Raw genomic sequence first — 26,746 nt, 5'->3', positions numbered from 1 at the left:
CATCCTTTCTAGAAAATTCGATATCCGGCGAATCGGTAAGCCAGTCGATAGGAGATCACGATCAGGATCAGACTAATAACCGATTTGAACAGATTCACCGCTGTAGCGAAGCTGAACTGCCCACTTAGTAGACCTTCTCGATACACAAACGTATCAATAATATCCGCTTGCTGATAGATTAATGGACTATATAAGTTAAAGATCTGGTCAAAATTCGCGTTGAGCACATTACCTAGTGCCAGCGTTGCGATTACAATCCCAATTGGGATGAGTGCTGGGATGGTAATATAGATCGTTTGCTTCCAGCGCCCTGCTCCATCCACTTCTGCTGCTTCATAGAGTGATGGATTGATGCCAGACAAAGCTGCAAGGAAGATGATTGTGTTGAAGCCGAACTCTTTCCAGACATCACTTGCAATGACCGTGAACCGGAACCAGTTACCGTCTCCGAGGAAAAAGATTGGCTTGATACCAAATACCGAGACCAGGAACTGATTGACGATACCCGTTTGCGCCAGAATGTCGATCAAAATACCGGACAGCGTTACCCAAGACAAGAAGTGTGGCAGATACACGAGTGTCTGGATGGTTCTTTTGAGCGCCATCTTCCGTACCTCATTGAGCAATAAGGCGAAGACAAATGGAATGATCAGATTCATGACAATTTTGGAGCAGGCAAAAAACAGTGTGTTCCACGTAATTTGCAGGAAGTAATCATTTTCCCACATGTACCTGAAATGCTTCAGTCCTACCCATTCTGAATCGAAAAAACCTAGTGCAGGTTTGTAATTTTGAAATGCCATCAGAATTCCCGACATCGGAATATATGAAAAAATAAAGACCATAATGGCCGCAGGCAACACCATGAAGTGTAGAATCCACGGCTGTTTGTAACGTTTTTTCTTCTTATGCTCCAGCTTGTTTCCAAGACTGGCCTGCGGGACTCGTTTACCCTCCAACTTAGCCTCCATAGCGCTTCTCCTGTTCCCAAAAAAAGTTTTTGTGTGTGATGGGGTGCTCTGATATAAATAGTATCAAGCCATTCTGAGGTCTGACTATATAACATTGTTAGGCTCGATAGGGTTTTGTTAGTTTGATCTAAACATATATCACACGATCACTCCGATGACAGAACAACCTTCCAATCGCTGTTACCCCCAGATTTTTTTTTATTCCCATTTTTAATGGGGAAATCCAAGGATAGCCTATGCTTCCGATGCAGCTTTCCTTCAGAAAGCTTTCAAGCGACCGCTCCGCTTCTCCAGGTTCTTTCTGTCCTCTCCGTTTCCGTGTGAATGTTTAGTTCAGCCTATGTAGTCTGAAAGTGAAGGTAAAGGAGAATTTTCATGCATACATGGAAGCGCTTAATATTATTTCCAGCGAAGGCGAGCTCCCGATTTAGCCTGTTTGCCAAAATAAATTTGTTAATTGTGGTGTTATTCATCCCCATTCTCATCATGTACACCTACTCGAATAGCGTCACCTATGACGTGGTCAGTAACGAGTTGCAGATTTCGAACACGAAGCAGCTGACGTTCCTATCCAGCCAGATCGATTCGCGCATTAATCAGATGATGGATTTCAGCCTGATTCTCTCTCGCGATCCGAATGTACGAGCTTTCAATGGACTGAACATGTGGGATGATCGGTATGATCAGATGCAGACCCGTTATGTCATACAGGAGAAGATGACGCTGCAATCTGGCGTTACCGATATCTGGCCTACTCGCTATGCCGTATATTCCCAACAGAATCAGGATGTTATTGCTAACTACAACCGTTCATCCGGGTATGATGAGGAATATTTGAAGAAAAATATGAGCGGACAATGGACTTACGGGGATCAAGGCACAGCACCTCAAGATGGACTGCAATCCTTCTATTGGTTCTTTACCGATTCCTTGGCTCAACCCGGGACGCTCACTGGAAGCAACCTCGTTATTGAGGCCAGTTTCAGTTATGAGAATATTCAAAATATGCTGGATACGTATAAAGCTGGCGGACAAGGCGATCCGTTCTTTTATCACAAGGGTGACGCCCCCATTCTGAATCGTAGTGCAGACAAGCAGTTATCCCAAGAACTCATTCGTTATCTGGATACACACGCCTCGGAAGATACAACACAGGATGTCGTCGAGCTAGGTGGGAAAAAGTACTTGGTTAGCTCCGTGAAATCCACGTATCTGGACTGGCATCTGGTTGATGTCATCCCGCTCTATCAGATTCTTCAGCCGATCTCACTTAGCCGGAATCTATTCTATGCTTGTATGATTTTGTTACTGGTGGTGGGCATCTCGGCATCGATCCTGCTCTACCGGAATGTGCAATATCCAATCAAAAAACTGATCAAAGGCTTACGCCGTGTAGAGCAGGGCGACTATTCCGTGCGCCTGCATAGCAACAAGCAGAACGAGTTCTCGTTCCTGTTCCATCGGTTCAACGACATGTCTCACCAGATTCAAGACCTGATCGAGAATGTATTTCATGAGAAAATTAGAGCTAGAGAAGCAACGCTGAAGCAGTTGCAAGCTCAGATTAATCCACATTTTCTCTATAACTGTCTTGGTTATATCATCAATATGGCTCAGATGAAGGACGAACAAGCTGTCGTGTCCATGGCGCATAACCTGAGTGCGTATTACCGCTATACGACGCGCATGGAACGAGAGACATCTTCCCTTCAGGAAGAGATTAAGCTGCTCATCAACTATCTGGATATTCAGAAACTTCGCAACGGCCGCATTGAATATCACATTGATATTCCGGAGGACATGCTCCAGCAGTCTGTACCGCGATTAATGCTGCAACCGATGGTCGAGAATTCCGTCATTCACGGCGTAGCGAAGTCCTATTCTTCCGGGGAGATTCGAATAACTGGCGAGAGCGAGGACGGAATAGGCAAAATATATATCGATGACGACGGCCCTGGCGTAAGTGCAGATCAGTACGAAGCACTGAACATGAAAATGAAGGAACCATTGCAGGAGGAAATGGGCTGTGGTCTTTGGAATACCAACCAGCGCATCATGCACCTATTTGGTACCCAATCCTACCTCCGATTCTGCCCCTCCCCACTTGGCGGATTCCGAACCGAGATCGTCTGGGAGATTCCAAAGGAAGATAGAGATCCCGAGCGAGGAAACCGAAACTAATATGAGAGGTTGTTTAAAAAGTCAGATTGGGATGACAAAGGATGCCTAGAGGCATATCGTATCGGATACAGGATTCAGGGGAAATAAGTATCTGATGAAATATGACAGAAGCGAGAAAACCTGAAGCACAGTAAAAGCCTGAAGAAGTGTAAACATCAGAAGTGTACGTTAGAAATTTTTTTTAATAGAGGGCTGCAGCGAAGCAAGACGCTCCGCCCTTCCTTATCACAAATTCACCTTTATATAAGCCTTTCTTTAAAATAATGGGTTAGCTTTATGTGAACCAAATCGAAGGATTGAGGGGATTCTGTAGAAGCGAAGCTAAAAGCTTTCTGCAAGAAAGCTTCATCGGAAGCATTCGCTTTCGCCTTTATCCCCGGATTTCACCTTTAGAAAAGATTCAATGAAATCTGGGGATAACAGCGATCGTAAGAACCCTTCAAATCCGTAGCGCCCTTGTTCACTTCATCTATTCCTTAATTTTAATCTCAAGACTTATATACCACCCAAGGAGACTAACATCATGCAGATGATCATCGTAGACGACGAAGCACACTGGGTAGACAATTTATCCATGACCAAGCCCTGGCATACGCTGGGAATCGAACAAGTGCATAAAGCCTATTCGGCGCATGAAGCTTTGCAATTAATTGATACACACCCGATTGATATCGTGATATCAGACATTCAAATGCCTGAAATGACGGGAATTGAACTGATTGAACGGATTCGAGTCCGGGACAAAAAAATAAAATGTATTCTTTTATCCGGGTACTCCGAATTTGAATATGCCAAAAAAGCCATTCAGTATGCGGCCGTAGATTATTTACTCAAGCCGCCTACAGATGATGAATTAAAGGGTGCTGTTAAGAAAGCAATCGACCAACTGAATAACGAATGGGAGCTCGTAAGTTCACTTACGCGAACTCAGTTTACTTTGCGGGAGAATCTGCCCCATTTGCGGGGACGACTCCTGTTGGAGGCTTTGCAGGGACATCGCTACTCAACCAGCGAATGGGATCGGAAACTCGCTAACTATGGTCTGCCCTTCCACACGGGGGATGCGGCACTCATGCTGGTGCGTTTGGAAGAGGAATTCGGTCAATATGACAGCCATGATCAGACGCTGATCGAATATGCCATCATCAATATGGCGGAGGAGATTATGGGCGAGTTTATGGAGGTATGGGGTGTCAAGGAAGAGCATGGCTATCTCGTGTTCTTACTGCAATTGAAGGAGCGCAAAGGCGATATTGGCAAAGAAACCATTCTGGAGAAGCTGTCCATTCAGCTGCAATCTAAGGTCAAGCAGTTCCTCAAGGGCTCCCTCTCTATTGTCATTACCGAGTGGTTTGCTTTCCCGGAGCAGCTCTATCCCCGTTTTCGTCAGGCCTCAGCCTATTTCTGGCAGATCGTTGGAGACGAGCGCGAATTCGTGATGCGGGTCAGCGACGTGGAATCACATGCAGCGCAAGGTCCGTTGGATGAGCTATATACCCCGCCTACGTTAGTACAGCTGCTAGATAGTGGGCAATGGGATGCTGCGGAAGAGAAAATTCTCGCTGTCTGCGCGGAACTGGACGAGAAATGGTCGGAATCGTGGGAGCACTGCATGGAGGCTGGTTTTCTCATTACAGCTTCATTCACTAATCTCGCACACCGTAATAAGCTCACACTGGCCAATCTAATGGGTAGCGATATCGAGTTTCTCCAGAGCGGAGAAGCCTTCTCCACGATTGGCAAGCTGCGGAAATGGTCACTTAGCGTGCTTGGTAAACTCAAGGAAGGCACGTCCAACGAGATCAAGGATATTCGCTCCGAGTACGTGAAGAAAATTCAGGATTATACTGATAAGAACCTGCATTTGGATGTGTCTTTGCGCGCCTTGGCCGATCATGTCAATCTGCATCCGACTCATCTGTCCAAGATATATAAGATTGAAACAGGCGAAGGCATTAGTGAGTATATCTCGCGCCTGCGTATGGATCGAGCGTGTCACAAGCTGGTGACGACCAGCAAAAAAGTATATGAAATCAGCATGGAGATTGGCTATATGGATCCGGCTTATTTTATCAAAGTATTCAAACGTCAGTTCGGCGTTACGCCGCAGGAGTATAGAGACCAGCATTAATAACATAATAGAGTCCTATCAAAACTAACAAACTCATATAGATGCCCTCCCACCCCAATTGGTACAGTTACATTAGTAAAGATCATACATCGTAGGGGGATTGAACAATGATCAAATTCAAAACATGGTGGTCACTGCTCATGGTTATCGCACTCATCACGATCACTGCGTGCGGCAGTGGTGAGACTGCGAGTGAAAATGGTACTGACGATAATACGCCGGCAACCGTCGGTTCGGCTGAAGCAGAAGCTGCTTTTGCTAATGGAAAATACGACCCACCTATTGAATTCAGTTCGGTACTGATGCCGAAGAAATACGTGCAAGGCGATACAAAAGAAAACAATGTACACGATCGTTGGATGCTGGAAACGCTGGGCATGAAGCATAAGGATACCTGGTATCCGGCCAATGACGATCAATACAGACAGAAGCTGCAGCTCGCGATTGCGTCTGGCGAGAAACTGCCTGATTTCGTAACCGTGCCAACCAACGCTGTACTGACGAATCAGTTGATCGACTCCGGTCAATTCATTGCCATCGATGAACTGTTCGACAAGTATGCGAACCAAACACTGAAAGATCACGCAGCAGCGCATCCTGAGCTGTGGTATCCGTTTACCAAGGACGGCAAAAAATACAACATGCCGATCATGGAGTACACGGATAACGATGATACCCTGTTCTGGCTCAGAGAGGACTGGATGGAGAAGCTGAATCTGGAAGCTCCGAAGACCATCGCAGACCTTGAGAACATCATGGACAAATTCAAGAATGAGAACCCAGACGGGCTATCTCCGGATAAAGTGTTCCCACTGGCGATCTCGCTGAAAAATAATACGAATACCTGGATGGGCTCGCTCGACTGGTTATTCGGTGCATACGGCACGATCCAGGAACAATGGAACAAAGACGCCGATGGTAATCTCGAATACGGCTCCATTAATCCAGGCGCCAAGCAAGCCCTTGCCAAACTCAATGAATGGATGAACAAAGGGTACATCCACGCAGACTCCGCGCTATGGGACGAAGGTAAATCCGCTGAAAGCTGGACTGCTGGTACTGCTGGCATTCTGCCTGGAGCAAACTGGGTACCCGACTGGCCTGCACCTGATCTACTGAAGAACGTACCTGGTGCCAAATACAAAGCCTATCCTATTCCGGCTGGCCCAGAGGGTAAGATCGGTACGAAATGGCAGAACTCTGGTGTGAACGCCAGTATCATGATCAACAAGGATGCCAAGCATCCAGAAGCCATTTTCCTGTACTATAACTACTTGCTCGATAACCTGGCTAACCCAGCTGCAGGAAGTGATTATGAATATGGCTTTGCCAAAGGATACGACTGGGATATCATCGACGGTCAACCAACCAGTGACAAGGAGAAGATCAAAGATTTCTCCAACGAATTCCCGTTCCTGACTGGTCCAGCACGTATTCCAGACCTGTACATGAAAACCCTCGTGAAGCTAGCTGACGGCGAGAAGCCCGAAACGCCTTACGAGAAACAAATGGCTGAATTCCGCAAACCTGAAAACTGGGCCGCTGCCAAAGTCGTCATGTCTCAGATCGACATTCGCAAACAAAACTACTTCACTGGCGCAGCCACACCAACCATGGTCTCCAAATGGAACCTGCTCCGTCAGTCCGAGATGGAAACGTTCAATAAGATCATCTACGGCAAACTGCCAGTCGATGCCTTCGACCAATTCGTCGCCAACTGGAAATCTAACGGCGGAAATCAGATCACGCAAGAAGTGAATGATTGGTTTAAGTCGGTAAGTGGGGAGTAAGGATTGGTGATGTTGGAAAAGTAGAGCATTAAAACGCGAGCCGAAGCGGCTATACACGCTTCGACTCGCGTTTTTAAGTTAAGCTCGGGGTCGCTTCCCCATGACTTATGGGTTCGCGTAAGTAGATCAAGCCTCTGTATACTTATGAAGCTTTGTAAATATACAAAGGCCTTTCAGACTTTAAAAAGTCTTTACTTAAATTATGAATCATTTATATGGACAGAATGTTGCTTTTCATCCCGCATGAAGCTCTTAGTATGCATTTCATCATTCATTCTCTTGCTTAGTCGTTCACTCACCTGCCAAGCATACTCACACTGCTAATCTCAACCAGCACCTAGCGTTAGTCAGATTCACGACCTTTCTCCACCAGCATTGACTCACCTAACAAGGAGGCCGTTAGCTGAATCCCATCTCGCAACCCTTGCATGTACAACCGTTCATTTTCTATGCCTTTGCTGACAATGTAACGATTTTCCCATTCGGCATATTCAGGTGTCTGCTCGACATCCTTGTCTTGAAACAAAGCTTCGAAGGCTTTGTCGGTTTCCCCACGTACTCGACTCAGTTCAGGTTCGTGCTCAATCTGGGCACTCACCTCATCTAGCCTCGCCCGAATTGCTCGCTGCATCCATGGTGGAAAATCCATAGCATATCCTCCCCTATGCATTATGTACCGTACTCATCATCGTACCACTCGGCTATGCTTATTCTTCGTTTTGCTCACTCGTGCCACCAATTCATCCACCCTCCGGCTCTGTTCCTGAACCTCAGGATTGTCCCACAACGGAATCGCTTGCTTCAAAGATGTCTCTCCAAGCTGATTAAGCTTGCGCCGTTCCTCTTCCAATAAGTCAAGCAACCGGCTCATACATCCACCTCTCTGATGGGTCTAAACTGAGCCATGTCTTGTTAATGCTAGACATGAACAGTCATTTTTAATGCGATTATCGGTTTATTTTATTTTAATTCGATATTCGCATTAAAACAACCATTATTTCTCATACAATTTGGTTGAAATGAGGGGTGTACATAATGAAGCATAGACAAGAACCACCTGGCGACAAAAACATAATCGGCTCCCGAGTCGTAGCTATCCGTAAAAGTAAGGGCATTAAACAACGTGAATTCCTCGCCAGACTGCAAACATTGGGTTTGGATATCAGTCAGACTAGTCTTTCCCGTCTTGAGGGTCAATATCGTCTTGTTCAAGATTATGAAGTAGTTGAAATTGCGAAGGCTTTGGAGGTTTCAGTTGGCTATTTGCTTGGGGAAGTTAAAGATTGAAGAACTTACATTAAAATTGAGCGCGTAAATTTTCATCAGTCCCCGACTAGTAACACTACATTTAAATCAGTGAGAAGTTATAGGAAACCCAAAGGCAACAATTAGTAGTTTATTACTACGATCTTGTAAACGATGATTTGATAAAAGTATAGGTTGTAGCTTCTCTACCTTTTTTATCACTACCACTTCAAAAATAAAGAAGACGCTTAACTTAGTTTAATGTCTTTTCTGAAAATGTCTTGCCTAGGTCCAATTGTAAGCCAAATTCTAGTAGTTAAAGCCTCAAGTTAGTTCAATAAACGAGTCGTGGAGACGACACTTAATAAAGGGCTGCCATTATTCCTTTCCCTACCTTATTCTTTTGAGTATGATCTTCAGTGTAATTACAGATTTCAAATAGAACTCATCATCAATTTTTAATTGCGAATGAAATTATTTTGTCCATTGGTATAGTAATAATATTTTTATCTTTATCAATACCAGTAGCTAACTCTTTATTAATATCATAAACTAATAGATCATAGGTCTCTTTATCAGTTTCGATATGCATTATTCTTACTTCTTTCCCATCTAAAAAGTCTGATACCTTTTTAGCTTGTGTAATTTGCCCAACCCAATAAACGTGAGTACATAATGAAATGACTAAAAAAATAGATGAAGTTAAAAGGGTAAATCTTCGATAGCTACTTGTACTTGATTGAGCGCAAAGGAAAATATATATAAATATTAAAAAATAGATGAAAAAATAACCCAATATATGTATATGGTTTAAATGGTTACTTAAGTAGTTTTTAGTCATCTGATAAAAATTCAGTGTAATTGAATGAAACAACATTGAAGCTGGTATAATTGATAACCCTGTTTTTAATTGGTATTTAAATTTGGAGATAAACGAGCGTAGCAGTAGAAATGCAAAAAAAATAAACGGCAGTATTAATCCCATTGAAATAAATAAACCTTTATAAAGGTATACCTCAAAATTAAAGGGATATAAAGGGAACGCAATATCAGACATTAATGTGTTTCCATTTAATGCACTAAAACTCCCTTGAAGACAAAGAAAACCAATAACATAAATTATTGCTGGTACAAGAAAATAAATCTCCTTGTATTTAAAAATGTAATTTAAAATACTATTATTATTTGTCATATTTTTACAACCTCCATATATTGGCTTGATGTTTATAGATGGTATAAGGTTTGTATTCTCAACTTGAAATCACAAATGTTATAGGCACTAATATTTAGATTTACAGCTGGTCGACACTTTTATGCTTAGTCTAGAATTGCAAGTTTGACGAGTCATTTATCTTAAAACAACTAAAGTCCCAACTTGTTTTCCCACGGCTCTGTTCATCTTGTACAAAATAAAATTACTCCACCTCTTTTGACATTAGCAAATGTAACAATATCTTCTATTTAAAACCTGAACTTGATTCCTTGAATTCTATTTCTATATTTTCCTCATCATTAATCATTTTCATTTTTTCTTTATAATTATGCATCTCAACTTCTCCTTTATTATTTAAATACCACATGAGGTTTATGTATTTATGGCCCCGTGGGCTGTTGCAATACTTTCCTATATCCCCTCACGGTTTAAAAGAAGTTGATGTATGGATATATGTTGTACAATGTGTTAGCTTGAAGCACTACTAACACAGTTTATTAAGTGTTCTTGGAAGATCGACAACGATTTTCTAAATCCTTCTCTTATCTCAACTAGTGTTGCTAACGTCATGTACTTTTTGGGATCGGTGAATGTTTTTAAATTATCTTTCATAATTATTAAATTCTTGCTTTCATAATCTGTCACGTCTATCGCTATATACGGTGCGGCATGATGTATAAAAAAATTCCTACTATCGTCAAGTTTCCTAAACCATGATGTGTCAATTCCTTTTCCCCTAAGAATTTCAGCTTGAGTTTTTCCAATTTTATCTCTGCTGAGGGGGATGCCTAATGCTGTGTATAGTTCATACATGTATTGCCCTAACAATTCGCAGCAAGAGTTAACCTCAAATAAAAAAGCGTCAATATCTATTAGCAAATCCAGCTTCAAGTCATCATTAATTCTTAATGCAAACCCATCATTTTTCTGCGTGAATATATACTCTTCTTTAACATCTATTAAGTAATTCTCAATTTCAACAAAATGCTTTGTTAATCTTTGCACTAGACGACCTATCAAGTCTAGTCGTATGGCAATTGACATTGAATAGCCATAGAATAAGTCATCAGGTCGTTCCATACGACCCTCTTTAACAGCTTTGTGGATCTCATTAATTATTTTAGAACCCCATTTATTAATAAATATACATTCGATGTGAATCCATTTTTCTATCACTTGGTTTATTTCCTCTCATATTAAAGAATTTAGCATAGGTTACTATACCCACGACTTCCAACCCCAAAGCGTAACTATGATGTTATCGAATGTTTCCAGAAGCATGAATAACATTACATATTATGGTTTTTGATTCAAATTATTAATTAGTACGTTCCCCCATATTTTCAACAAATCCATAAAACAATATATTGAATTTGCAACCGCAGCAACAATCAATATAATAAAAGCTAATAATAGAACATAAATTAACACAAAGAGGACAGAACGAATTAAAAGAGACAAAATACTTCTCGTAATAGAATGTTTTATATCGAAATATCTTTTTCTATATATATAAGAAACACTCTCAAAAACGAGATTAATTTTTTCTTTCAACCATACTAAATTACTCTTAAATTTAAAGCCCATAAGAGTATAGTCATAAAACTTCTCCAGATTTAAAATAACATAATTTGTATATATTCTATATTCACCACTCAACAATACATGTTTATCTATAGTTTCATTACAAACAATTTCATCAATATACAAATCACATTGGTTCCAACGACTTTCAAATTTATCAAAATATACTCTTTCTCCATATCCGCTTTTAAGATTATGTATATTTATTTCTATTTTCTTAATACGAACTTGTTGATAGTAAAATGATATTATTCCTTTGATAGAATTGATATTTTCATTTTGATTATTTTTAACAATAATTTCCATAATATTAAGAGGTGAATTTAAGTTTGGAACAATATTATCTTTTATTTCTACTAATAATCGTTTATTTCTTATCTGATACTCTTCAGCTTGATTAAAACGCTCTGCTATTATTTCATTTGATTTTTTATTACTCACTCTTAAAAGAAATAACCAAGAAAAAACAAGGATAAATACCGGCAAAATATTTATTAGGTTTTGCATAATTATCTGGAGAGACTCAAATATCGCCTTTTTGTTTTCTTTTATATTTCTTAAAAATTCGACGTTTACAACTGCAAAGATAAGAATAATAATGACGTATACTTTCTTATTTGTCTCTTTAAACAGATCAATAATATCTTTCATAAGTGTCTTCCCCTTTGCTGCTAATGAATGTGTATTTCGAAGTTTTCTGATACCGTTTTTCCCATTCACAAATCCCAAACAAAATGGACGATAAGCGATTTTTCATCGTAATGAATCAGAATTATGCAGGGTCTATACTTGTGTTACTGATTTATTTCTTATTTGGTAATTCTAGCTGTTTAATGTCATGTAAAATTGCAGGGAGCCTACAACACCTCTAAGAGCATCTTTACTATTTAATTTTATTAGACTTTTCTCATTAAAACATTCAATCGTGTTTTCTAATGCACTTACTAAGTTATTTTGTAAGATTAACAAATCCTTTTTTCTTAAATCAGTAAACTCACTAAGATTTTGTTACAATATCAACAGTAGAATGAAATTTCCAAGTTTCCGATCCTTTCCAATGCAGTCTAACATGATTAGTTTCATTCAACACTACCTTATGCTAGCGCAACCGGAATAAGAGATATCTTAAGTAAGTTCACCTTTAAATTCGATACAGGCAAGTAATCAATGTAAGGAGTAAAAGAAATTTTCTCAACAACACCATCATGCTCGACAACGTTATAAGAACTACTTAACTCAGCTTTTGTGAATTTCCTGATATCACGGGCCGTAAATAAATTAGTAAATCTAGATGCTGCCCGTCGTGCGGATTGAAAAAATCCTCCCTCCTCCGAAGTAACTCTATTAGAATTGACGTTATCACCGAAAATTTCTTTTATAAGTCCATAATAATAAATTTCCTCAAAAGACTGGTTTGTCATGACGACCATCCCAAATTTAGATTCGGGATTAAAGACAACTTTCCTGGAGAATGCTTTCAGATTCCCCTCATGCATCAGTGTACGCACCCAGTATTCCATTCAAGAGAGAGGACGGAGTAGTTCATCTTTCCAATTAACGATGTTTATTTCTTTATCTTTCAAGAGGCACCAATCAATAATTTCTCCTATCAACTTTGGCGTGATGATCTGATCGCTCCATTGCGGTGTTAGTACTCTTCTATATCCTATATATTCTGTTGTCCAGCCTTCGAGTTCTTCTCCGATGATGACTATATATGGGGGCTTGTTCTTAATATTGTGTTGTCCCACTTCATAAGTGACGATTAACTTCTTATCCTCAGAAACGATATTTAATTTGATTATTCCTTCATCGTCAATATCCGGTTCAACATACCAGTAAAATAATCGATTGAAGCGAACGATTTTACGTTTATATTTTTTTCTTACGCCCATAGCTCACCTCACATATTCCTTTTTCTCTGTATGCAGTACTTCAACAGTTTGCCCATCCACATGAACACTTTATTATCCGATGTTGATGGGCCTTATGATTTATTCATTTTATTGCTTGGTTATTCTTTCTTTATTGCCTAATATGACTTCATGAATTTCATCATATAATTGTAAATCTATAAATTCTTCATTAATCCATAGTCCTTCCTCAACATCTCCTCCCCCATACCTCCACTGATCCCATCACCAGGAAAGAGTTTTTCGTAAAATAGTCCTTGGCCTTCTCCCTCATTACAGTCCCATGCAATGGTATCTAAATCTTTTAATAGAATATGTAATGTCTCTTCACTGCATTTTACTAGTTTCATAGGGCAAGACAAATAGATTTGTCCTCCATCATCACCTTCCATAATTACATATGCATCTGGAGTATCCAGAGCTTTCTTAAAACTGTCTATAAATTGACTGTTCGGTAGTCCATTTACTTCATTAAGCATATGTCGAATAGGGCTATGGTACTCTGGAATTACAGCCATCACTTTGTTCGCAATCGTTTTTTGTATATTTTAATCTCGGTTATTTTAATCAGTTCATTTGACTGAATCATGTGTAAGATATGAATATCTTTAATTAAAATTTGGTATCACCTCTTCCCAATCCTTTGACTATTCACTTATGTAACTCTAACCTCTTCAAATCAATAATAAAGTTCTGTTGTTTCAAAACATCCAATCCAAGAAGCCCTTTATGTTCTTTAGGCAATACGCCTACATCTATCTCTATACTCTCAATGCTGTTCGAACCTATGATAATCCTATCCATGATTTTGGTATAGAAAGGAATGCTCCCTCCAATTCCGTATGCTTCAAAAATTGAATCCCCTGTTTCGTAAGTCACACCAATTTCCTTAAAACATCAGGACTAATGATCGTATGTGAAGACCCCGTGTCTATGATGACATCATCTATTTTCAGTGTTCTTCCTCTAAATGTAACAGTGAGTGGTATTGTAATTAGCTGCCCATCATAGTTAATTTTCATCCGTATTACGTCTCACTCTCATTAATGGATCCTTACGCAGATGAATCACAAAGTCTTGATTTGAAGTATGATATACAAAGTGACCAGGCTCTACTTGAAAAAATTCCTTATTTACATCTTGTTCTGATACCGTACGAATCGGTGCAACTTCATCAACAATTTTTTTATTATCTTCCTCATGATAATGAATGATATTTACCAGAACAAATTGGTCAGGGAACAGTTCTCTAACTTCTTTCCATTTCATGAGTTATACCTCCTGTTATTTGTATTAGTTCAACTTTCTATCATTTTAACATATTCCCCACTTAAGTATAGAAAAGTAAAAAGAAACCGTCTCTTTGGTATATGGTTGCTCGCACTTCCATTACTAAAAGACGGTTTTTTTGTTTTACTTTATTTTAAGCCAAAAAAGCCTGCGCAATCTGATCTACGATCCCATTAATCCCTGTCGGTCCATAACAGCCGATCCAGGTTGCGGCATCGACCGAGTGTATGTGTTGTCGCTCACCCTCATCCAGCATACCCCAGACACGCTGCTCTGTCGCGGATATGCCATTCTGCATGAGTTCATTACTCAGCAAGAAATAATGACTGGCATGTACAACGGGTAGTCGATCTACCGAAATATGATACGCCGTGTCGGAGGTATCTGCGACAAATAGCGGAGCAGGCAGGCCTAGATCACGATACAGTACAGCACCCGTACGATGAGACGGAGAATGTACACGAACGAGAGATTCCAGCGGACGAATGAGTGCCACACTTTTGCCTGCCAATACTGGCGCAAGCTCTTCTGACAGCAAAGCCGTTCGTCGATGATAATCCGCAATAATACGTTTGGCCTCTGCTCGCTTACCTGTCAGTTCCCCGAACAGACCTAGAATCGTCTGCCAGCTTTCGTTGCGTTTGAACATAAGCACAGGAGCAACACGACTTAACCGCTCATAGTGTTGATCATGCACCTCGGTACATATGATAAGATCAGGCGACAATTGTTCCACAGCAGGCAGATCGGGGTACTCATAGGTTCCGAGCAACTCCGTATTTTGCAGTCCTGCTCTAATATATTGAGGAAAATTAACCGTCGAACTTCCTGTTCCTACACTACCTGCTGGTGACAACTCCAGCGCAAGCAAATGATCCGCATATTGAACATCGAGTACTGCGATACGCCGTGGTGGCTCAGTAACACAATATTCCCCTCGCATATGGCATATAACTGTGCCTTCGGATGACTCATATGAAGAAGCCAGGTTATTCCTGAGTAAGGAATCAGCCATGTAAGTATCCGCTCTTGAAGCAGATGTAAGCCTATACCGCTGCGGCGGAACCCCAAAGTATTTTTTAAAAGCTCGACTGAAATAATACATATCGCGATAACCCATTCTGTCTGCAATCTCGCCGATGGGAGCATCTGTATGACGCAGCATCCGTGATGCACTCTCCATCCGTAACTGAATGACGTACTCCATCGGACCGAGTTCTTTCTCTTGTTTGAAGCGTCGCTGTAGCTGTCTTACACTGCATCCAGCAAGTGCCGCTAACTCCTTCAGCTCCAGATTCTGCCGATAGTGACCCGATATATATGTAGCGACAGCATCCACCATGTCTGACTTTGCTCCGCCCTGACTGCTCTCATACTCCATAATGAGTTCGTAGATCATGCCCTGCATCAATGCATTGGCGTGAAATCGTTCCAGCCCTTCACCACGACTCCATTTTGCTACAATTTTCTCCGCGACCTGAACCCATTCCGTTTGAGTGACAGAATCCTGTATAAATGAAGTGTTCAACGGGTGTTTACGATACGAGGGCATAACAAGAGAGGCTCCTTCCATAGAAGTAACCTGGTACATGATCACGATATATTGTAAGTCCTCTGATCTAGCTGTAAGGGTATAGGATGTTCCGTTAACTATATGAGCAGCAAAAGAAGCCCCAATGTGGCAAACCTCACCATTCATTGAAAGCTCCCCTTCGCCACTGCCCATCAGCAGCAACACATCCGACTTTAGTTCAGTTTCACTAAGAACACGGCCTACTTGCAAAATACCGCTATGCACGTCTAGTATCTTGACCGTTGTATTACTCCATAGACTTGTCTGTTCTTGCAGCGGCATTTCTCTCATCTCCTGACAATAGCATCCTTTGCTAGAGAGATTCGCTCGACTAGGTGTACATCTACAGCCTCCAAGCAAATCCCTTAGCAAAGGTAAATTTGTTGCTATTGTCATTTTAATTGAGATTCATTCTCATTGTCAATTTTCGGACATTTCCTGCAATATTCCCCTGACATCTGGTAATAGAAACAACAGGTGATCCGTTCGCTTTTCGCAACTGGAATATTGTCTTTCATGTACGTGAAGCGGGTTAGCGGATTCTTTCTCACACCAAACACTTGCCCCGATGCCACCTGCGTCAGATATGCAAAATCAGCCTGGATATGCTCATTTCCCTGCTCTACCTCGTCTGCATCAGGCGTATACAGCGGCCCAATACGTACCATGATATTCTCCCAGAGAATGCTCATGGATAGAGGTGCAACCACAGCAAGCGTCTGTAACAACGGTGTAAGTTGCTGTGCAAACATCTCCTCTACTACCTTTTCCCGCCACACGTTCCTTTCTCCCGTTAGTTCTTCTGCTTGAAGCCCATTCACCGCTAGAAAAGGAAAACGTGTACCGCCCTCATTAGGTGAGAGCGTCGGATGATAAAGGAAACTGTTCTCCAGCTGAAACGACACATGCTGATGATGAAACGTCATGGCCGTCACGAGTGGAGCTGTCCACAGATAACCAATTCGCTTAGCTAACATGGAAGCGGCAACCTTCATGTCAGGCGCATCAATGTACGCCTGAAACCAGCCGATATACTCTCGGCATGCCGCTTCATCATGCAACTCACTCAAAGCAATGGTACGGACACTATTCTCAGGCGGCTTACCTAGCAGAATCGAATGATCCTCCACGGTTTCTTTCCATAAGTCACTCGAGAGATACTGATTCATATTAATTCGATCCCAGCAGCGCTTCTGATGCTTGATCTACAATAAGGTTAATCGCGATAGGACCGTAGTATGCGATCCATAGAGTTGAGTTTACATCATAGGTAAGGTTGTTTTTCACTGCATCTAGAGATTGCCATACTGGATTGCTAACCATATCCTCTGCCTCTGCTGCAAACAGCTCATCTGACAGTACGAAATAACGATCTGCGCCGATCTCAGGAACTTTCTCCATCGAGATTTCAACAGAAGTATCCCCTTTGATCTCCTCAACGAGTGCAGGCATTTTCAAGCCCAAGTCCTTATACAGAATTTCGCCTGTGCGATGCTCGATACCATGAACACGAATGCCTTCTTTTCTCGGACGAATAAGAGCTATCGTCTCATCTCCCATTTTCTCTGCCAGCTGCGCCTTCACTCCAGCCGCTTTCTCTTCATACGCTGTTCGCACTTTCTCTGCCTCATCCTGCTTGTCTGTAATCTGAGCAATCGTAGCTAACGTATCACGCCAGTCTTCGTAGAAGTCGAGTACGAGGGTAGGTGCGATTTTGCTCACACTCTCATACTGTTTCTCTTGGAAGTCGGTCATGATGATCAGATCCGGGTCCAAAGCTACAATGGCTTCCAGATTAGGCTCGTCCCGTGTACCCAGAACCTGTACGTCTTTCGGCTCATCACCTAAGTATTCAGGAAAATCGGTGTTGCCCCCAGCGATAACACTGCCTGCCGGCTTCTCGCCAACAGCTAACATTTGATCCAGAAACTTTACATCAAGCACAGCAATCCGCTGTGGTTTCTCGTTTAGCGTCAGCTCGCCCTTCATGTGTTTGAGCGTTACAGGAAAAGCTCCAGTAGTTTGAGTTTCTGTATTCGAAGGTGTCTCCGCAGGCGTTGCAGCAGACTCATTGCCCCCATTTGCATTTGTACCTGCTCCGGCACCACAAGCCGTTAATACAAGCACAAGTGCCAGCATCAGACCCATTAAAAATCGTGATTTTTGGACGGCGTATACCTTGCCTATTGCCGCTTTACCCTTTGTTCCTTTATTCAAGATGAATCCCCCTTATGTATGATAATGATTTTCATTATCGTCTTATAAGGCGAGTATATACGATGTCCACATCGCGTTACCATGTACTTTTGCGACATTTGAACCGGACTAAAGCGACATCATGAAGCGTTTTATTCACTCTTCGATGTTTCGTAATCGTCGTCGAAGAATGGTTTACGTTCTCAAATAGAGCCCATGGCAGAAGCAAAAGAGGAATATCCCCATCCACGATCTGACCATGGGCTACATCCATAACGATATCACACCTAGTTCAGCTTCACTTTACCCGTCAAGGTCACTACCGATTGCTCTGGAATCGTAACGAGAAAGGACTGTTCATCGCCTGCCTTAACGCATCCCATACCAGTCAAATCCAGCCCGGCATTGGTCACGTAACATTCCAGTACGGAGACGACTCCGTTCACCCCGAGATTGTGAAGGTTCAGCTGAATGCATTTGTCCCGTCCTCCATGGTTCACCAAAACCACGGTCACCGTCTGCTCTCCGTCATGCACATAGGCAGAGCCCAGCAATCCGCTGTCTGCTTCTTCACCAAGACCGTTCAGGTCGATTCGTTGTGCGCCCGGACGAATGAACTTGCTGTAGTTACCCAGCACCCACAACATTTTGGACGTTAAAATGTTCTGTTCATCGCCCTCCTCCTGAAAATCGGTGTAGATCAGTCCGTCCTTATAGTCCACTTTGGATACCGCCGTCCACCACTGCCACGCAGCCGCGTTGGCTTCCACCAGGTCGAAATGAATAGTTCGCGCCACATGCAGTGCAGGCTCCATGCCCAGATCCCGACCAGGGCCGTACTCGCCCAGAATGCAATATTCCGTCACCCAATATTTGGAGCTCGCATCATAATGGTTCATATTGTCACTCAATAATCGTCTGAGTCGAACTAGCCGATCATCACCCGGATGGCTATAATCCGACCAGTAGGAGTGTGAAGCGATTTTGTTGCCCACCGCTTCCTTCATCTCGGGGTCGCCAATCAGTGCCTTGATATATTCCCGGTATTGGCCTGTACCCAGCTTGTTGGCACCGCTTGAGTACGTACCACTGCCTGCAAACTGGCGATAATATGCGTCGTCCAATAGTGAAGTAATTTCTACTCCGTCAGGTGCACTGATCCGTGCTCCCAAGTTGGTTAACTGCAATTGCCGATGCAGCTCCAGAATAACACGTCTCATATCCTTGTTGTTATAGCGATTGCCCTCCTGCCAAGCCTGGTTCCAGTCCCAGGTAGGCTCATTAATCGGGCTGATATAATCAAAGGACAGTCCGATCTCCTGAAAATGCATCAGTATATGCACGAGAAAAGCTGCAAACGCCCCCTCGTACCCCTGCTTCAGATTGGTTGAACCCACTTCGGAATCTGGCTGGGCATGACCGTTTTTAGTCATCCATACCGGTGGACTATTCACAAATGCAATGAGTGTCTCCACCCCCCGATCACGCGCAGCCTGCAGGAACCACTGTTGTCCGGACTGTTTGCTCCATTCATATTCTCCATCCTCCGACATTTTGAAAGCCTCTGCACGCCTCCACGGGTCGGGAATTCGGTCTTGATCAGTTACTGTAGAACCGGCACCAATATTGAAACGCCATGCCGATAATCCGATGCCCTTCTCTCTCGAAAATAACAGATCCGCCAACCGGTTTTTGTTCTCCTCCGTCCAATGTTTACCTAAAGGTTCCATGGACCATGCATCCGATGCGCCAAAGTTATCAATCATCTGGTAGCGAAGCTCCCCACTAACCGTTACCACAGCATCCGGTGACCCTTCTAACTTCGATAGCGTTTTCCCCATCTATATAATCCTCCTCTTTTCCAGCCGAAGCAGCTATACTTACTTGCAAGAATGGAGCCACCTGTACAGTGACCCCATGCATTTGCAAGCTTACTGTCCTAGCATTCCAGCCAGCCTTTTCTCTTTCAGCCATTCTCTATGTTCATGTCTAGCCCACAAGCCCGGAACGCTCCACACTCTCTACGAAATGACGTTGAACGAACAGATAGATAATAAGAAGTGGTAGAATAGCCATCAGCACACTTGTATTCATCATCATGGACATAAAAAATGGATCCTGCGTGTACGATTCAGCGGCTTGACCTCCGCCGGTTAGGTACGTTGCAATCGTGTATCCGGAGGAAGACATCATCGACGACATGACCTTGGGCTCGTTCAGGTACATATTGGTGAAGAACGAGTCATTCCATTGCCATACAAACGAAAACAGCATGACAGTGACCATAGATGGTATTGCATTTGGTAAAATAATGCGTCCAAACGTCTTGAAATAGCCTGCACCATCAACGTATGCTGCTTCTTCAATCTCACGAGGAATGCCCCTGAAGAATTGGCGGAAAATGTATACGTACAGACCTGTTTTCACGCCCATGCCCAATAATGCAGAGATCAGGAACGGCCAATACGTATTAATCAGATTCGCAGGACTGCCTCGAAACAGTTCAATCAAACCAAGCACATCAAAATTTTTATAATTCAGATAGAGCGGAATCATGATCGTCTGTGAAGGAACCAAGATGGTAAAGATCACCGTCGCAAACAACAAACCACTTCCTCTAAATCTGATCCTTGCGAATCCGTAGCCTGCCAGTACACACGTTATCGTCTGAAGCAGCATAACAGCAGACGACAACCATAAGGTATTCGTTAGCACACTCGGATAGTTCATTGCTGTGAATACCAGTTTGAAGTTATCCAGCGTGAATTCGCGGGGGATCCAGATTACTGTCGGGTCATACAGATCGGACATACTTTTAAATGAAATCGATATCTTCAATAAAATGGGATACAGAATAACGAATGAAATGCCAAATATCAGGACGAAACGTACCAAAATCCAAAGCCACTTTTTAATGAATTCAAACCAGTAGGCAGTAGAAGTTAGGCGCTCTAGCCCTTCTTTTTTTGCCGTCCGCTGCCCTGATGCGGTTCCTGTCTTCATGTCAGGCCTCCTTCGGGAATGCTAATTTTGATAAAAGACCTTGCGAGACACAAGAGCAGTTGTTACCCACAAGATCAATGCAATAACGGCAAAATATATCCAGGACATCGCCGCACTGAGCCCAAAATTAAAGCTCTTAAAGGCCGTATCCACCACAAGCCGACTGGTCTGGTCACTAATGAAGCTGTCCACGATCGTATAGACCAGATTGGTCAGAATCAATGGACTCAGCATAGGGAATGTAATCTTCCAAAAGGCTTCATATCCCGTCGCCCCCTCAATCTTGGCGGCTTCATACAGGGATGGTGAGATCGACTGCAAGCCTGCAAGGAAAATCAGAATTTGTACTCCGGACTGACTGACAATCTCATAAATCCGACTAACCGCACCTGTCAAATATTCAACCAGAATCGGACTCATGCCCGATTCAAGCAGCATAATGGTCAGATCCAGATTTTTGAGGACAGACAGTCCCCCACCGGTCATATCATTGGCATTGCGTACAACGGATTGCATCAAATCCCCGTTTTCAATACTGGCAATGATGCCTGAGGCCAGAATAACTGGCAGGAAAAAGATCGCCCTCGATAATACCCGTCCGCGAAACTTCTGATTCAGAATGACGGCAAAAAACAGGCTGAAAATAATAATCAATGGTGTATTGACCACGATATTCAGAACCGATTCCGTCAACATTCGTACATAGGATTCATGGGATAACAGAGCCTCACGGAAATTGGCCAAACCGATAAACTCTAAGGTGAACCCTTCATTAGACACCTGAAGATTACTCAGACTGTATCGGAACGATGAGATTAACGGCACCATGAACAGAAATAGGAACCCAATGAACCAAGGTAGAATGAAATACAAACCGTAATATCTGTTTTTTTGTTCAAGAGATAACTTTTTGAGCTTCATTCCGGCATGTCACCTCCTCCTACCTGGTAGCTCTTCGCTGCCACACTTACGCCGTCAATATTCACAGCAACATCGTTGTAATTGACAATGACCGTTTTTCCTTTTTCAAACGTCGTCTGATAGACACCATCGCTCAGCTTCTCATGGTTCACAATGGCTTGATTCTGCACATCGTTCAGGACATCGCTAATCTGCTGGTACCGCTCGGCTGATTCCTGAATCCAGCGCCGATAATCTGCTGAATACAACTCGTCGAATCCAGTCATCTTGATGGCAGATGGATCCGCATAGAACCATGTGTAGTAAGGCGCTGATCCGGTTTCAATCGCTCGCAGCATCTGTACAAGAGAATCCTGATCGTCAGCCATATTCCATGCTGTTCCCGCATATTGGATGTAGCCGTGATATACCAGTTGGAAAAAAGGAACTGCTTCATCGGTTATGTTAAAGCCGCTGTTGCTCATAGGTGAATCCACAATATGCCGGGTGTAGGCACTTGCATACACATTGCCACCTTCCACAAGAAGTGACGTATCGGAACGATGCAGCTGCTCAAGTTGTTCGACTACAACCGTCTTCGCCTGCTCGCGATTGACCACGTTAGCACGATTGAAATCGGAGTTCAACTGATCGCCTAAATCTCGAAGGGACACCCCCGAAAGTCCTAGTCGTGTATGGTCTTGCAAAAATCCATGCACAATGCCAGGTACGGCTTGCGGGCTGACCACATATCCTGGTGGTGCCTCTTCATCCCGCGTAAATGTAGAGATCCGGTATGGGAACATCTGAGCGAGCTTACCTGTAACTTGACGTGAAGCATAGGATTTCTTGAACGCTTTAGCTTCTGGAAACACCTCCAGAAAAGACACATCCGGGTAAAATCCGAACCCATTCTGCTCCGTGTAAGCCTGCAGACTTTGCAAACCTTTAGCACCACCAAGCTTCTTGTCAACAGCAATTGACTGAGGCATGTCGTGCTGGATTCCTCCGTTAAACCACCCCGAGTAGCGAAGCTGAATGTCGCTCACACCATAGCTCTGCATCTCTTTCAAGATTTCCTGTGCTTCCTCAAAGGTTGTCAACGACTCATAGGCGTTATAGGGGATGCCCAAAAAGAACTTTTTCTTTGGAATACCGCCAATAAGTTCTACGTAAAATGGCAGTGCTGTGTCATCAGCCAAACGCGTAAGCTGGTTGTTCTCAATCAGATAATCCCGATATGTCGAGGCCATACCTGAATAACTGGCATTGTCCGTACCCAGAAATTCAAAGACGACTGCCATCTCGTTATGGAAAGGCTGTGCTTGAAACCGTTTGACTGTGCTGGAACGCCATCCATTGGTGAGGGTAACTTCCTCCATACTGCTTAGCATGAAGCTGGAATGCACGGTATTGTATTGATTCAGTCTGCCACTGATATCCGCCTCAACGGATGCGACTGCATCGCCTTTGTCAATGATGGCCAAATACCCTTTGTCTCCGTAACTCATGCCGTACACAGGAATCCTTGCCTTCTGTTCTTTCTGAATCTGGGTGAGCTGATTAACCGCATGATCACCGCCATACAGGGTGGTGCTATACGGTGATGCATACGTCTTTTGGTTATTAAAATAAATCAGTGATCCTGATCCGTCCGGCACCAGACTGTACCCTTCTTCTGAAGGCCCGCTGGCACCGAAAAAAGGTAGCAGTGACAAGGATTGAATCTTCATGGAATCCGGATACTGGATACCGCCCTCAGGGATCGATACCCTCAGACGTGCATCTTCGAGTCGATAGTGCACGGGCACGACGACATTCTCAAGCCCGCTTCCTTCCTCACCGTAGGCTTCCTTGTCAATCGCGATCTGTACCTCATCATAGTCAATGGATTCCAGAATTCGGGTTACTTTGGACAAACCAACACCTTTCAGAGATGAATCCCGTCTTTCGTAACGCTTGTTCTGCTCATCATAACGAAAGCGCTTCTCTAATTCTTTTTGATCCTTTTCCTCCAGTTTCTCGAGGATTAAAGTTCTAAAGCGTTCCTCGCTAATAAATTTTGGAATGGCTTCAATATCGCTCTTGACTTCACCCAGTGTATACACGATATTAACGCCGTCTTCGACCTTTTCGATCTCAAACTGACCACTCTGAACACTATGTGTATAATTGTCGTATTTGAGCGCGTTGCCGGCGTTATCGTAGTACGTCAATTCGAGCTGTACATTCAGCTGGGACTTGTTATATCCGGTTGCGATGGCATCCTGTTCCCGATCCTGCGGATTGGAAAACCACATCTCACCATGCTGCTTATCGAGCGTTGCAATCTCTGTTGTTTCCGGCTGAAGATACAGAATCAGCTCTTCATTTTCGGCGATAGCCTCCATACCCTCAGGAACAGTGATTACGTTGTGGCTTGCAGCTTTATTTGCCCGCTCTTTGGTTATGGATGGGTCTGCGTCAGCCTGAATAGACTCTGTCGTCTTTTGCTCTGATGATGCTTCTGTTTCTTCTGTTTCGGCCACAGTGCCACGATGAGGTTGTTCAGACTCAACTGTTGTGGTCACCGCTCGTTCATAGACCGACTCGGCGTAGTTAACATTTTGCGTCATCAACAAACTGCCGATGATGATTGTAATGGCAAAAGTAGTACGACTTTTGTTCACCTCCGACACCTCCTTCCTTCTCCTATTTGCGCAGCGTGATCTCTTGATAGAGGGTGTACACAAAACTGATAATCTGTTGAATCAAGCTAAAGAAAAGCAGACCCAGAAAGATAACGATCCCCATAACAACCAGGGTAAGCAGCATCGTGCTGATCGTTTTGATCACCGAATACTGATGTACCGTTTTGGTTCCCACAAACAACAGCCAGACAAACCAGATGACCCCTATGGAGTCAAACAGATAATAGAAAGAAGATTCACGCAGTGTAATCACATTACTCAGCAATATATTTGGAATGTTAATCAGAATTAGCGGAAGCATGGCATATCCCGTCGCGATCAGAATATCCCTGAACTTGCCTTCTCCGTCCATCAGCGTGGTCAGTGACCAATTGGAGATACACCAGAGCAGGAAGGGGAGAATGATATATTTGAATTCATTGATACTGTTCAACGAGAGTGGATCGTTGTCATTGACGATATATCCGGCGTACTGACGTTTCAGAATCATCGTTACGGTAACACCGAGCAGCACCAGTAACGCCACACGCAGCCTGCCTTTATTTTCATACTTGAGATCCCAGTATCCGTCGAATGGACGCACAGCGACATGTAGAGAGTATTTGATTTCCTTAATTAGCGACATCTCCGGCTCCCCTCTCATTCCTCGATCTAGCGATTCGGCGCCAGAGGATTAGGCTAACAAGCACTCCGATCGCCACCGTCATATACATCCCGAAATATTCTCGCATGTATTCCCTTCGATATTTCGCCAGAGCTCTGGAGTAATATTCCCGATCATTGCCAAGCTTCAGGTGGGTCATCGCTTCCTTGTACTCCCCTTCTCTCAGCATGGATTTGCCGATGCCTACATAGGCCATTTCATAGTTGGCGTCAAGTCGCAGCACCTCTTGCCACAACGTTGCAGCTTCCGAATGCTTGCCTGAGCTGTACAAACGATTGGCCTCGTTTACCAGACCTCCAAATGTCGTCGGCTTAAATTCGGTGATCTGGCCGAGATCACGATCCAGCACATAGATGGCATCGCCATAGCTTTCAATGGCTACCGGATTTTTGAATGTGCCTTTCTGATTACCGAGCTGACCAATCACATACAGTAAGTTGCCATCCTCGTTGTACGTGAACACACGCCCTCTCGTAGAATCGAGAGCACGGTAGACCCCGTTGCTGGATACCTGAATATCAATGAAGGAGGAGCGATTAATACTCAAGTCCCCCACCGGGGCGAATTCCCCGTTGACCCGAAGTACATCAATGCCGGAGGGATTCAATTTTTTTACCGCCGAAGCTGTGTTTTTGTCCGCCGTCGTTGTATAGATGAAACCGCCTTCATCAATATCTGCGTTATTGAACTCTAGTGGAATAAAACGAATCATCTTTTCCCGCTGTTCCTTGGTGGATACGCTTTTCCAGAATAGATCAACCGGATCAAACTGCACACGATTCGTGCCCATAAACCCCGTAAACCGACCGTCACTATCAAACTCGATCAATCCTTCATAGACACCCCGACCGACAACATAGATGCGTCCAGCCTTGTCTACGATCACTTTCCTAGGAAAATACTCAAATGTATCACTAATGACATCCGACTCTGGTGCCCCAATTGCACGAACAAACGTCCCGTCCGGATTCAGCTCCACGACTCGTCTGTTCTCGGTGTCGGCAACGTAAATCTGACCTGACTCCGTAACGAACAACCCTTCCGGATTCAGAAAACTGTCCTGTTTGCCTTCATGCTCAAAATGTTGGATGACTCGCATCGTTTCCCATTTATCGTTCAATACAATAATTCGTCCATTGCCAGAATCCAGGACGTAGAGCAAGCCATTATGTGCAGCATACAAATCCATTGGAGACTGCCATGCTCCCGTTCCGGCGTCGGTACCCGTGATCACTCTGAAGGGGAGAAAAGCAATCGGAGACTTGACCGAATTACCCCAGTAATTGTAGGTATATCCCTCATACGGTGCCCCATGAGCCACGTTATGTCCGAATCCGGAGATCAGCAGGGAAGCTGCCAGAACGATTAGCCATGATCTTACTTTCATCTCTAACACCCCCCT

25 protein-coding genes are annotated in these 26,746 nt (G+C 43.4%); 4 read left to right on the top strand and 21 right to left on the bottom strand.

Annotated elements, in window-relative coordinates:
- Window positions 1-8 precede the first annotated feature (8 nt).
- Entirely contained in the window at window positions 9-866 is an 858-nt protein-coding gene (locus J2T19_RS10080; protein WP_307215345.1) for an ABC transporter permease, read from the bottom strand.
- A 480-nt stretch (window positions 867-1,346) separates the two neighbouring features.
- Here J2T19_RS10080 and J2T19_RS10075 point away from each other — a divergent pair, with 480 nt between their 5' ends.
- The 3 genes from J2T19_RS10075 (at window position 1,347) to J2T19_RS10065 (ending at window position 7,073) form a co-directional block, all read left to right on the top strand.
- On the top strand, window positions 1,347-3,152 hold the full coding sequence (locus tag J2T19_RS10075) for a cache domain-containing sensor histidine kinase (protein WP_307215244.1): 1,806 nt from the start codon (window positions 1,347-1,349) through the stop codon (window positions 3,150-3,152).
- Between the two features lie 523 nt (window positions 3,153-3,675).
- Window positions 3,676-5,283 carry a response regulator transcription factor gene (locus tag J2T19_RS10070; RefSeq protein WP_307215242.1) on the top strand — a complete coding sequence of 536 codons (1,608 nt, stop codon included), beginning with the start codon at window positions 3,676-3,678 and terminating at the stop codon, window positions 5,281-5,283.
- 107 nt (window positions 5,284-5,390) lie between these two features.
- On the top strand, window positions 5,391-7,073 hold the full coding sequence (locus tag J2T19_RS10065; protein ID WP_307215240.1) for a type 2 periplasmic-binding domain-containing protein: 1,683 nt from the start codon (window positions 5,391-5,393) through the stop codon (window positions 7,071-7,073).
- Between the two features lie 343 nt (window positions 7,074-7,416).
- Here J2T19_RS10065 and J2T19_RS10060 read toward each other — a convergent pair whose 3' ends face one another.
- Entirely contained in the window at window positions 7,417-7,722 is a 306-nt protein-coding gene (locus J2T19_RS10060) for a hypothetical protein (protein WP_239292819.1), read from the bottom strand.
- Between the two features lie 36 nt (window positions 7,723-7,758).
- Window positions 7,759-7,944: an aspartyl-phosphate phosphatase Spo0E family protein gene (locus J2T19_RS10055; protein WP_239292821.1), complete on the bottom strand. Its 186-nt coding sequence runs from the start codon at window positions 7,942-7,944 to the stop codon at window positions 7,759-7,761.
- A gap of 164 nt (window positions 7,945-8,108) precedes the next feature.
- On the opposite strand from J2T19_RS10055, the gene J2T19_RS10050 reads away from it, so the two are divergent.
- Entirely contained in the window at window positions 8,109-8,360 is a 252-nt protein-coding gene (locus tag J2T19_RS10050) for a helix-turn-helix domain-containing protein (protein WP_307215237.1), read from the top strand.
- 409 nt (window positions 8,361-8,769) lie between these two features.
- Here the strand turns inward: J2T19_RS10050 and J2T19_RS10045 are convergent, their stop codons facing one another.
- The 18 genes from J2T19_RS10045 to J2T19_RS09960 form a co-directional block, all read right to left on the bottom strand.
- Window positions 8,770-9,510, bottom strand: coding sequence for a DUF2254 domain-containing protein (locus J2T19_RS10045; RefSeq protein WP_307215235.1), 741 nt, complete (start codon window positions 9,508-9,510; stop codon window positions 8,770-8,772).
- Between the two features lie 489 nt (window positions 9,511-9,999).
- A complete protein-coding gene (locus J2T19_RS10040; protein WP_307215233.1) occupies window positions 10,000-10,707 on the bottom strand; it encodes a hypothetical protein in 708 nt (235 codons plus the stop codon).
- Window positions 10,708-10,827: 120 nt separating this feature from the next.
- Complete coding sequence (locus J2T19_RS10035) at window positions 10,828-11,766, bottom strand: hypothetical protein (RefSeq protein ID WP_307215231.1); 939 nt, start codon at window positions 11,764-11,766, stop codon at window positions 10,828-10,830.
- A 443-nt stretch (window positions 11,767-12,209) separates the two neighbouring features.
- Complete coding sequence (locus tag J2T19_RS10030; protein WP_307215228.1) at window positions 12,210-12,635, bottom strand: hypothetical protein; 426 nt, start codon at window positions 12,633-12,635, stop codon at window positions 12,210-12,212.
- A complete protein-coding gene (locus J2T19_RS10025; RefSeq protein ID WP_307215226.1) occupies window positions 12,636-13,010 on the bottom strand; it encodes a hypothetical protein in 375 nt (124 codons plus the stop codon).
- A 176-nt stretch (window positions 13,011-13,186) separates the two neighbouring features.
- Window positions 13,187-13,507, bottom strand: coding sequence for a hypothetical protein (locus J2T19_RS10020; RefSeq protein WP_307215224.1), 321 nt, complete (start codon window positions 13,505-13,507; stop codon window positions 13,187-13,189).
- A 172-nt stretch (window positions 13,508-13,679) separates the two neighbouring features.
- Entirely contained in the window at window positions 13,680-13,907 is a 228-nt protein-coding gene (locus J2T19_RS10015; protein WP_307215222.1) for a hypothetical protein, read from the bottom strand.
- Window positions 13,908-14,039: 132 nt separating this feature from the next.
- Window positions 14,040-14,297: a hypothetical protein gene (locus J2T19_RS10010; protein WP_307215220.1), complete on the bottom strand. Its 258-nt coding sequence runs from the start codon at window positions 14,295-14,297 to the stop codon at window positions 14,040-14,042.
- Between the two features lie 154 nt (window positions 14,298-14,451).
- Window positions 14,452-16,173 (bottom strand): helix-turn-helix domain-containing protein, encoded by a 1,722-nt coding sequence (locus tag J2T19_RS10005; RefSeq protein WP_307215218.1) that lies wholly within the window; start codon window positions 16,171-16,173, stop codon window positions 14,452-14,454.
- A 110-nt stretch (window positions 16,174-16,283) separates the two neighbouring features.
- The gene (locus J2T19_RS10000; protein WP_307215216.1) at window positions 16,284-17,060 is read right to left on the bottom strand and encodes a (2Fe-2S)-binding protein; all 777 of its coding nucleotides are present in this window, start codon (window positions 17,058-17,060) and stop codon (window positions 16,284-16,286) included.
- Window position 17,061: 1 nt separating this feature from the next.
- Window positions 17,062-18,108: an ABC transporter substrate-binding protein gene (locus tag J2T19_RS09995; RefSeq protein WP_307215214.1), complete on the bottom strand. Its 1,047-nt coding sequence runs from the start codon at window positions 18,106-18,108 to the stop codon at window positions 17,062-17,064.
- Between the two features lie 76 nt (window positions 18,109-18,184).
- Entirely contained in the window at window positions 18,185-18,361 is a 177-nt protein-coding gene (locus J2T19_RS09990; RefSeq protein WP_307215212.1) for a hypothetical protein, read from the bottom strand.
- A gap of 13 nt (window positions 18,362-18,374) precedes the next feature.
- On the bottom strand, window positions 18,375-19,928 hold the full coding sequence (locus J2T19_RS09985; RefSeq protein WP_307215210.1) for a glycoside hydrolase: 1,554 nt from the start codon (window positions 19,926-19,928) through the stop codon (window positions 18,375-18,377).
- Window positions 19,929-20,076: 148 nt separating this feature from the next.
- Window positions 20,077-21,090 (bottom strand): carbohydrate ABC transporter permease, encoded by a 1,014-nt coding sequence (locus J2T19_RS09980; protein ID WP_307215208.1) that lies wholly within the window; start codon window positions 21,088-21,090, stop codon window positions 20,077-20,079.
- A 21-nt stretch (window positions 21,091-21,111) separates the two neighbouring features.
- The gene (locus tag J2T19_RS09975; protein ID WP_307215206.1) at window positions 21,112-22,011 is read right to left on the bottom strand and encodes a carbohydrate ABC transporter permease; all 900 of its coding nucleotides are present in this window, start codon (window positions 22,009-22,011) and stop codon (window positions 21,112-21,114) included.
- Entirely contained in the window at window positions 22,008-24,659 is a 2,652-nt protein-coding gene (locus tag J2T19_RS09970) for a DUF5696 domain-containing protein (protein ID WP_307215204.1), read from the bottom strand. The genes J2T19_RS09975 and J2T19_RS09970 overlap by 4 nt, the downstream gene beginning before the upstream one ends.
- Window positions 24,660-24,681: 22 nt before the next feature.
- On the bottom strand, window positions 24,682-25,305 hold the full coding sequence (locus J2T19_RS09965) for a Yip1 family protein (protein WP_307215202.1): 624 nt from the start codon (window positions 25,303-25,305) through the stop codon (window positions 24,682-24,684).
- Complete coding sequence (locus J2T19_RS09960) at window positions 25,292-26,731, bottom strand: gluconolactonase (RefSeq protein ID WP_307215200.1); 1,440 nt, start codon at window positions 26,729-26,731, stop codon at window positions 25,292-25,294. Before J2T19_RS09960 ends, J2T19_RS09965 begins: the two co-directional genes overlap by 14 nt.
- Window positions 26,732-26,746 lie beyond the last annotated feature (15 nt).

The sequence above is a fragment of the Paenibacillus tundrae genome (genome assembly GCF_030812775.1).
Taxonomy (GTDB): Bacteria; Bacillota; Bacilli; order Paenibacillales; family Paenibacillaceae; genus Paenibacillus; species Paenibacillus tundrae_A.
This window is presented reverse-complemented; position numbering and strand designations above follow the sequence as displayed.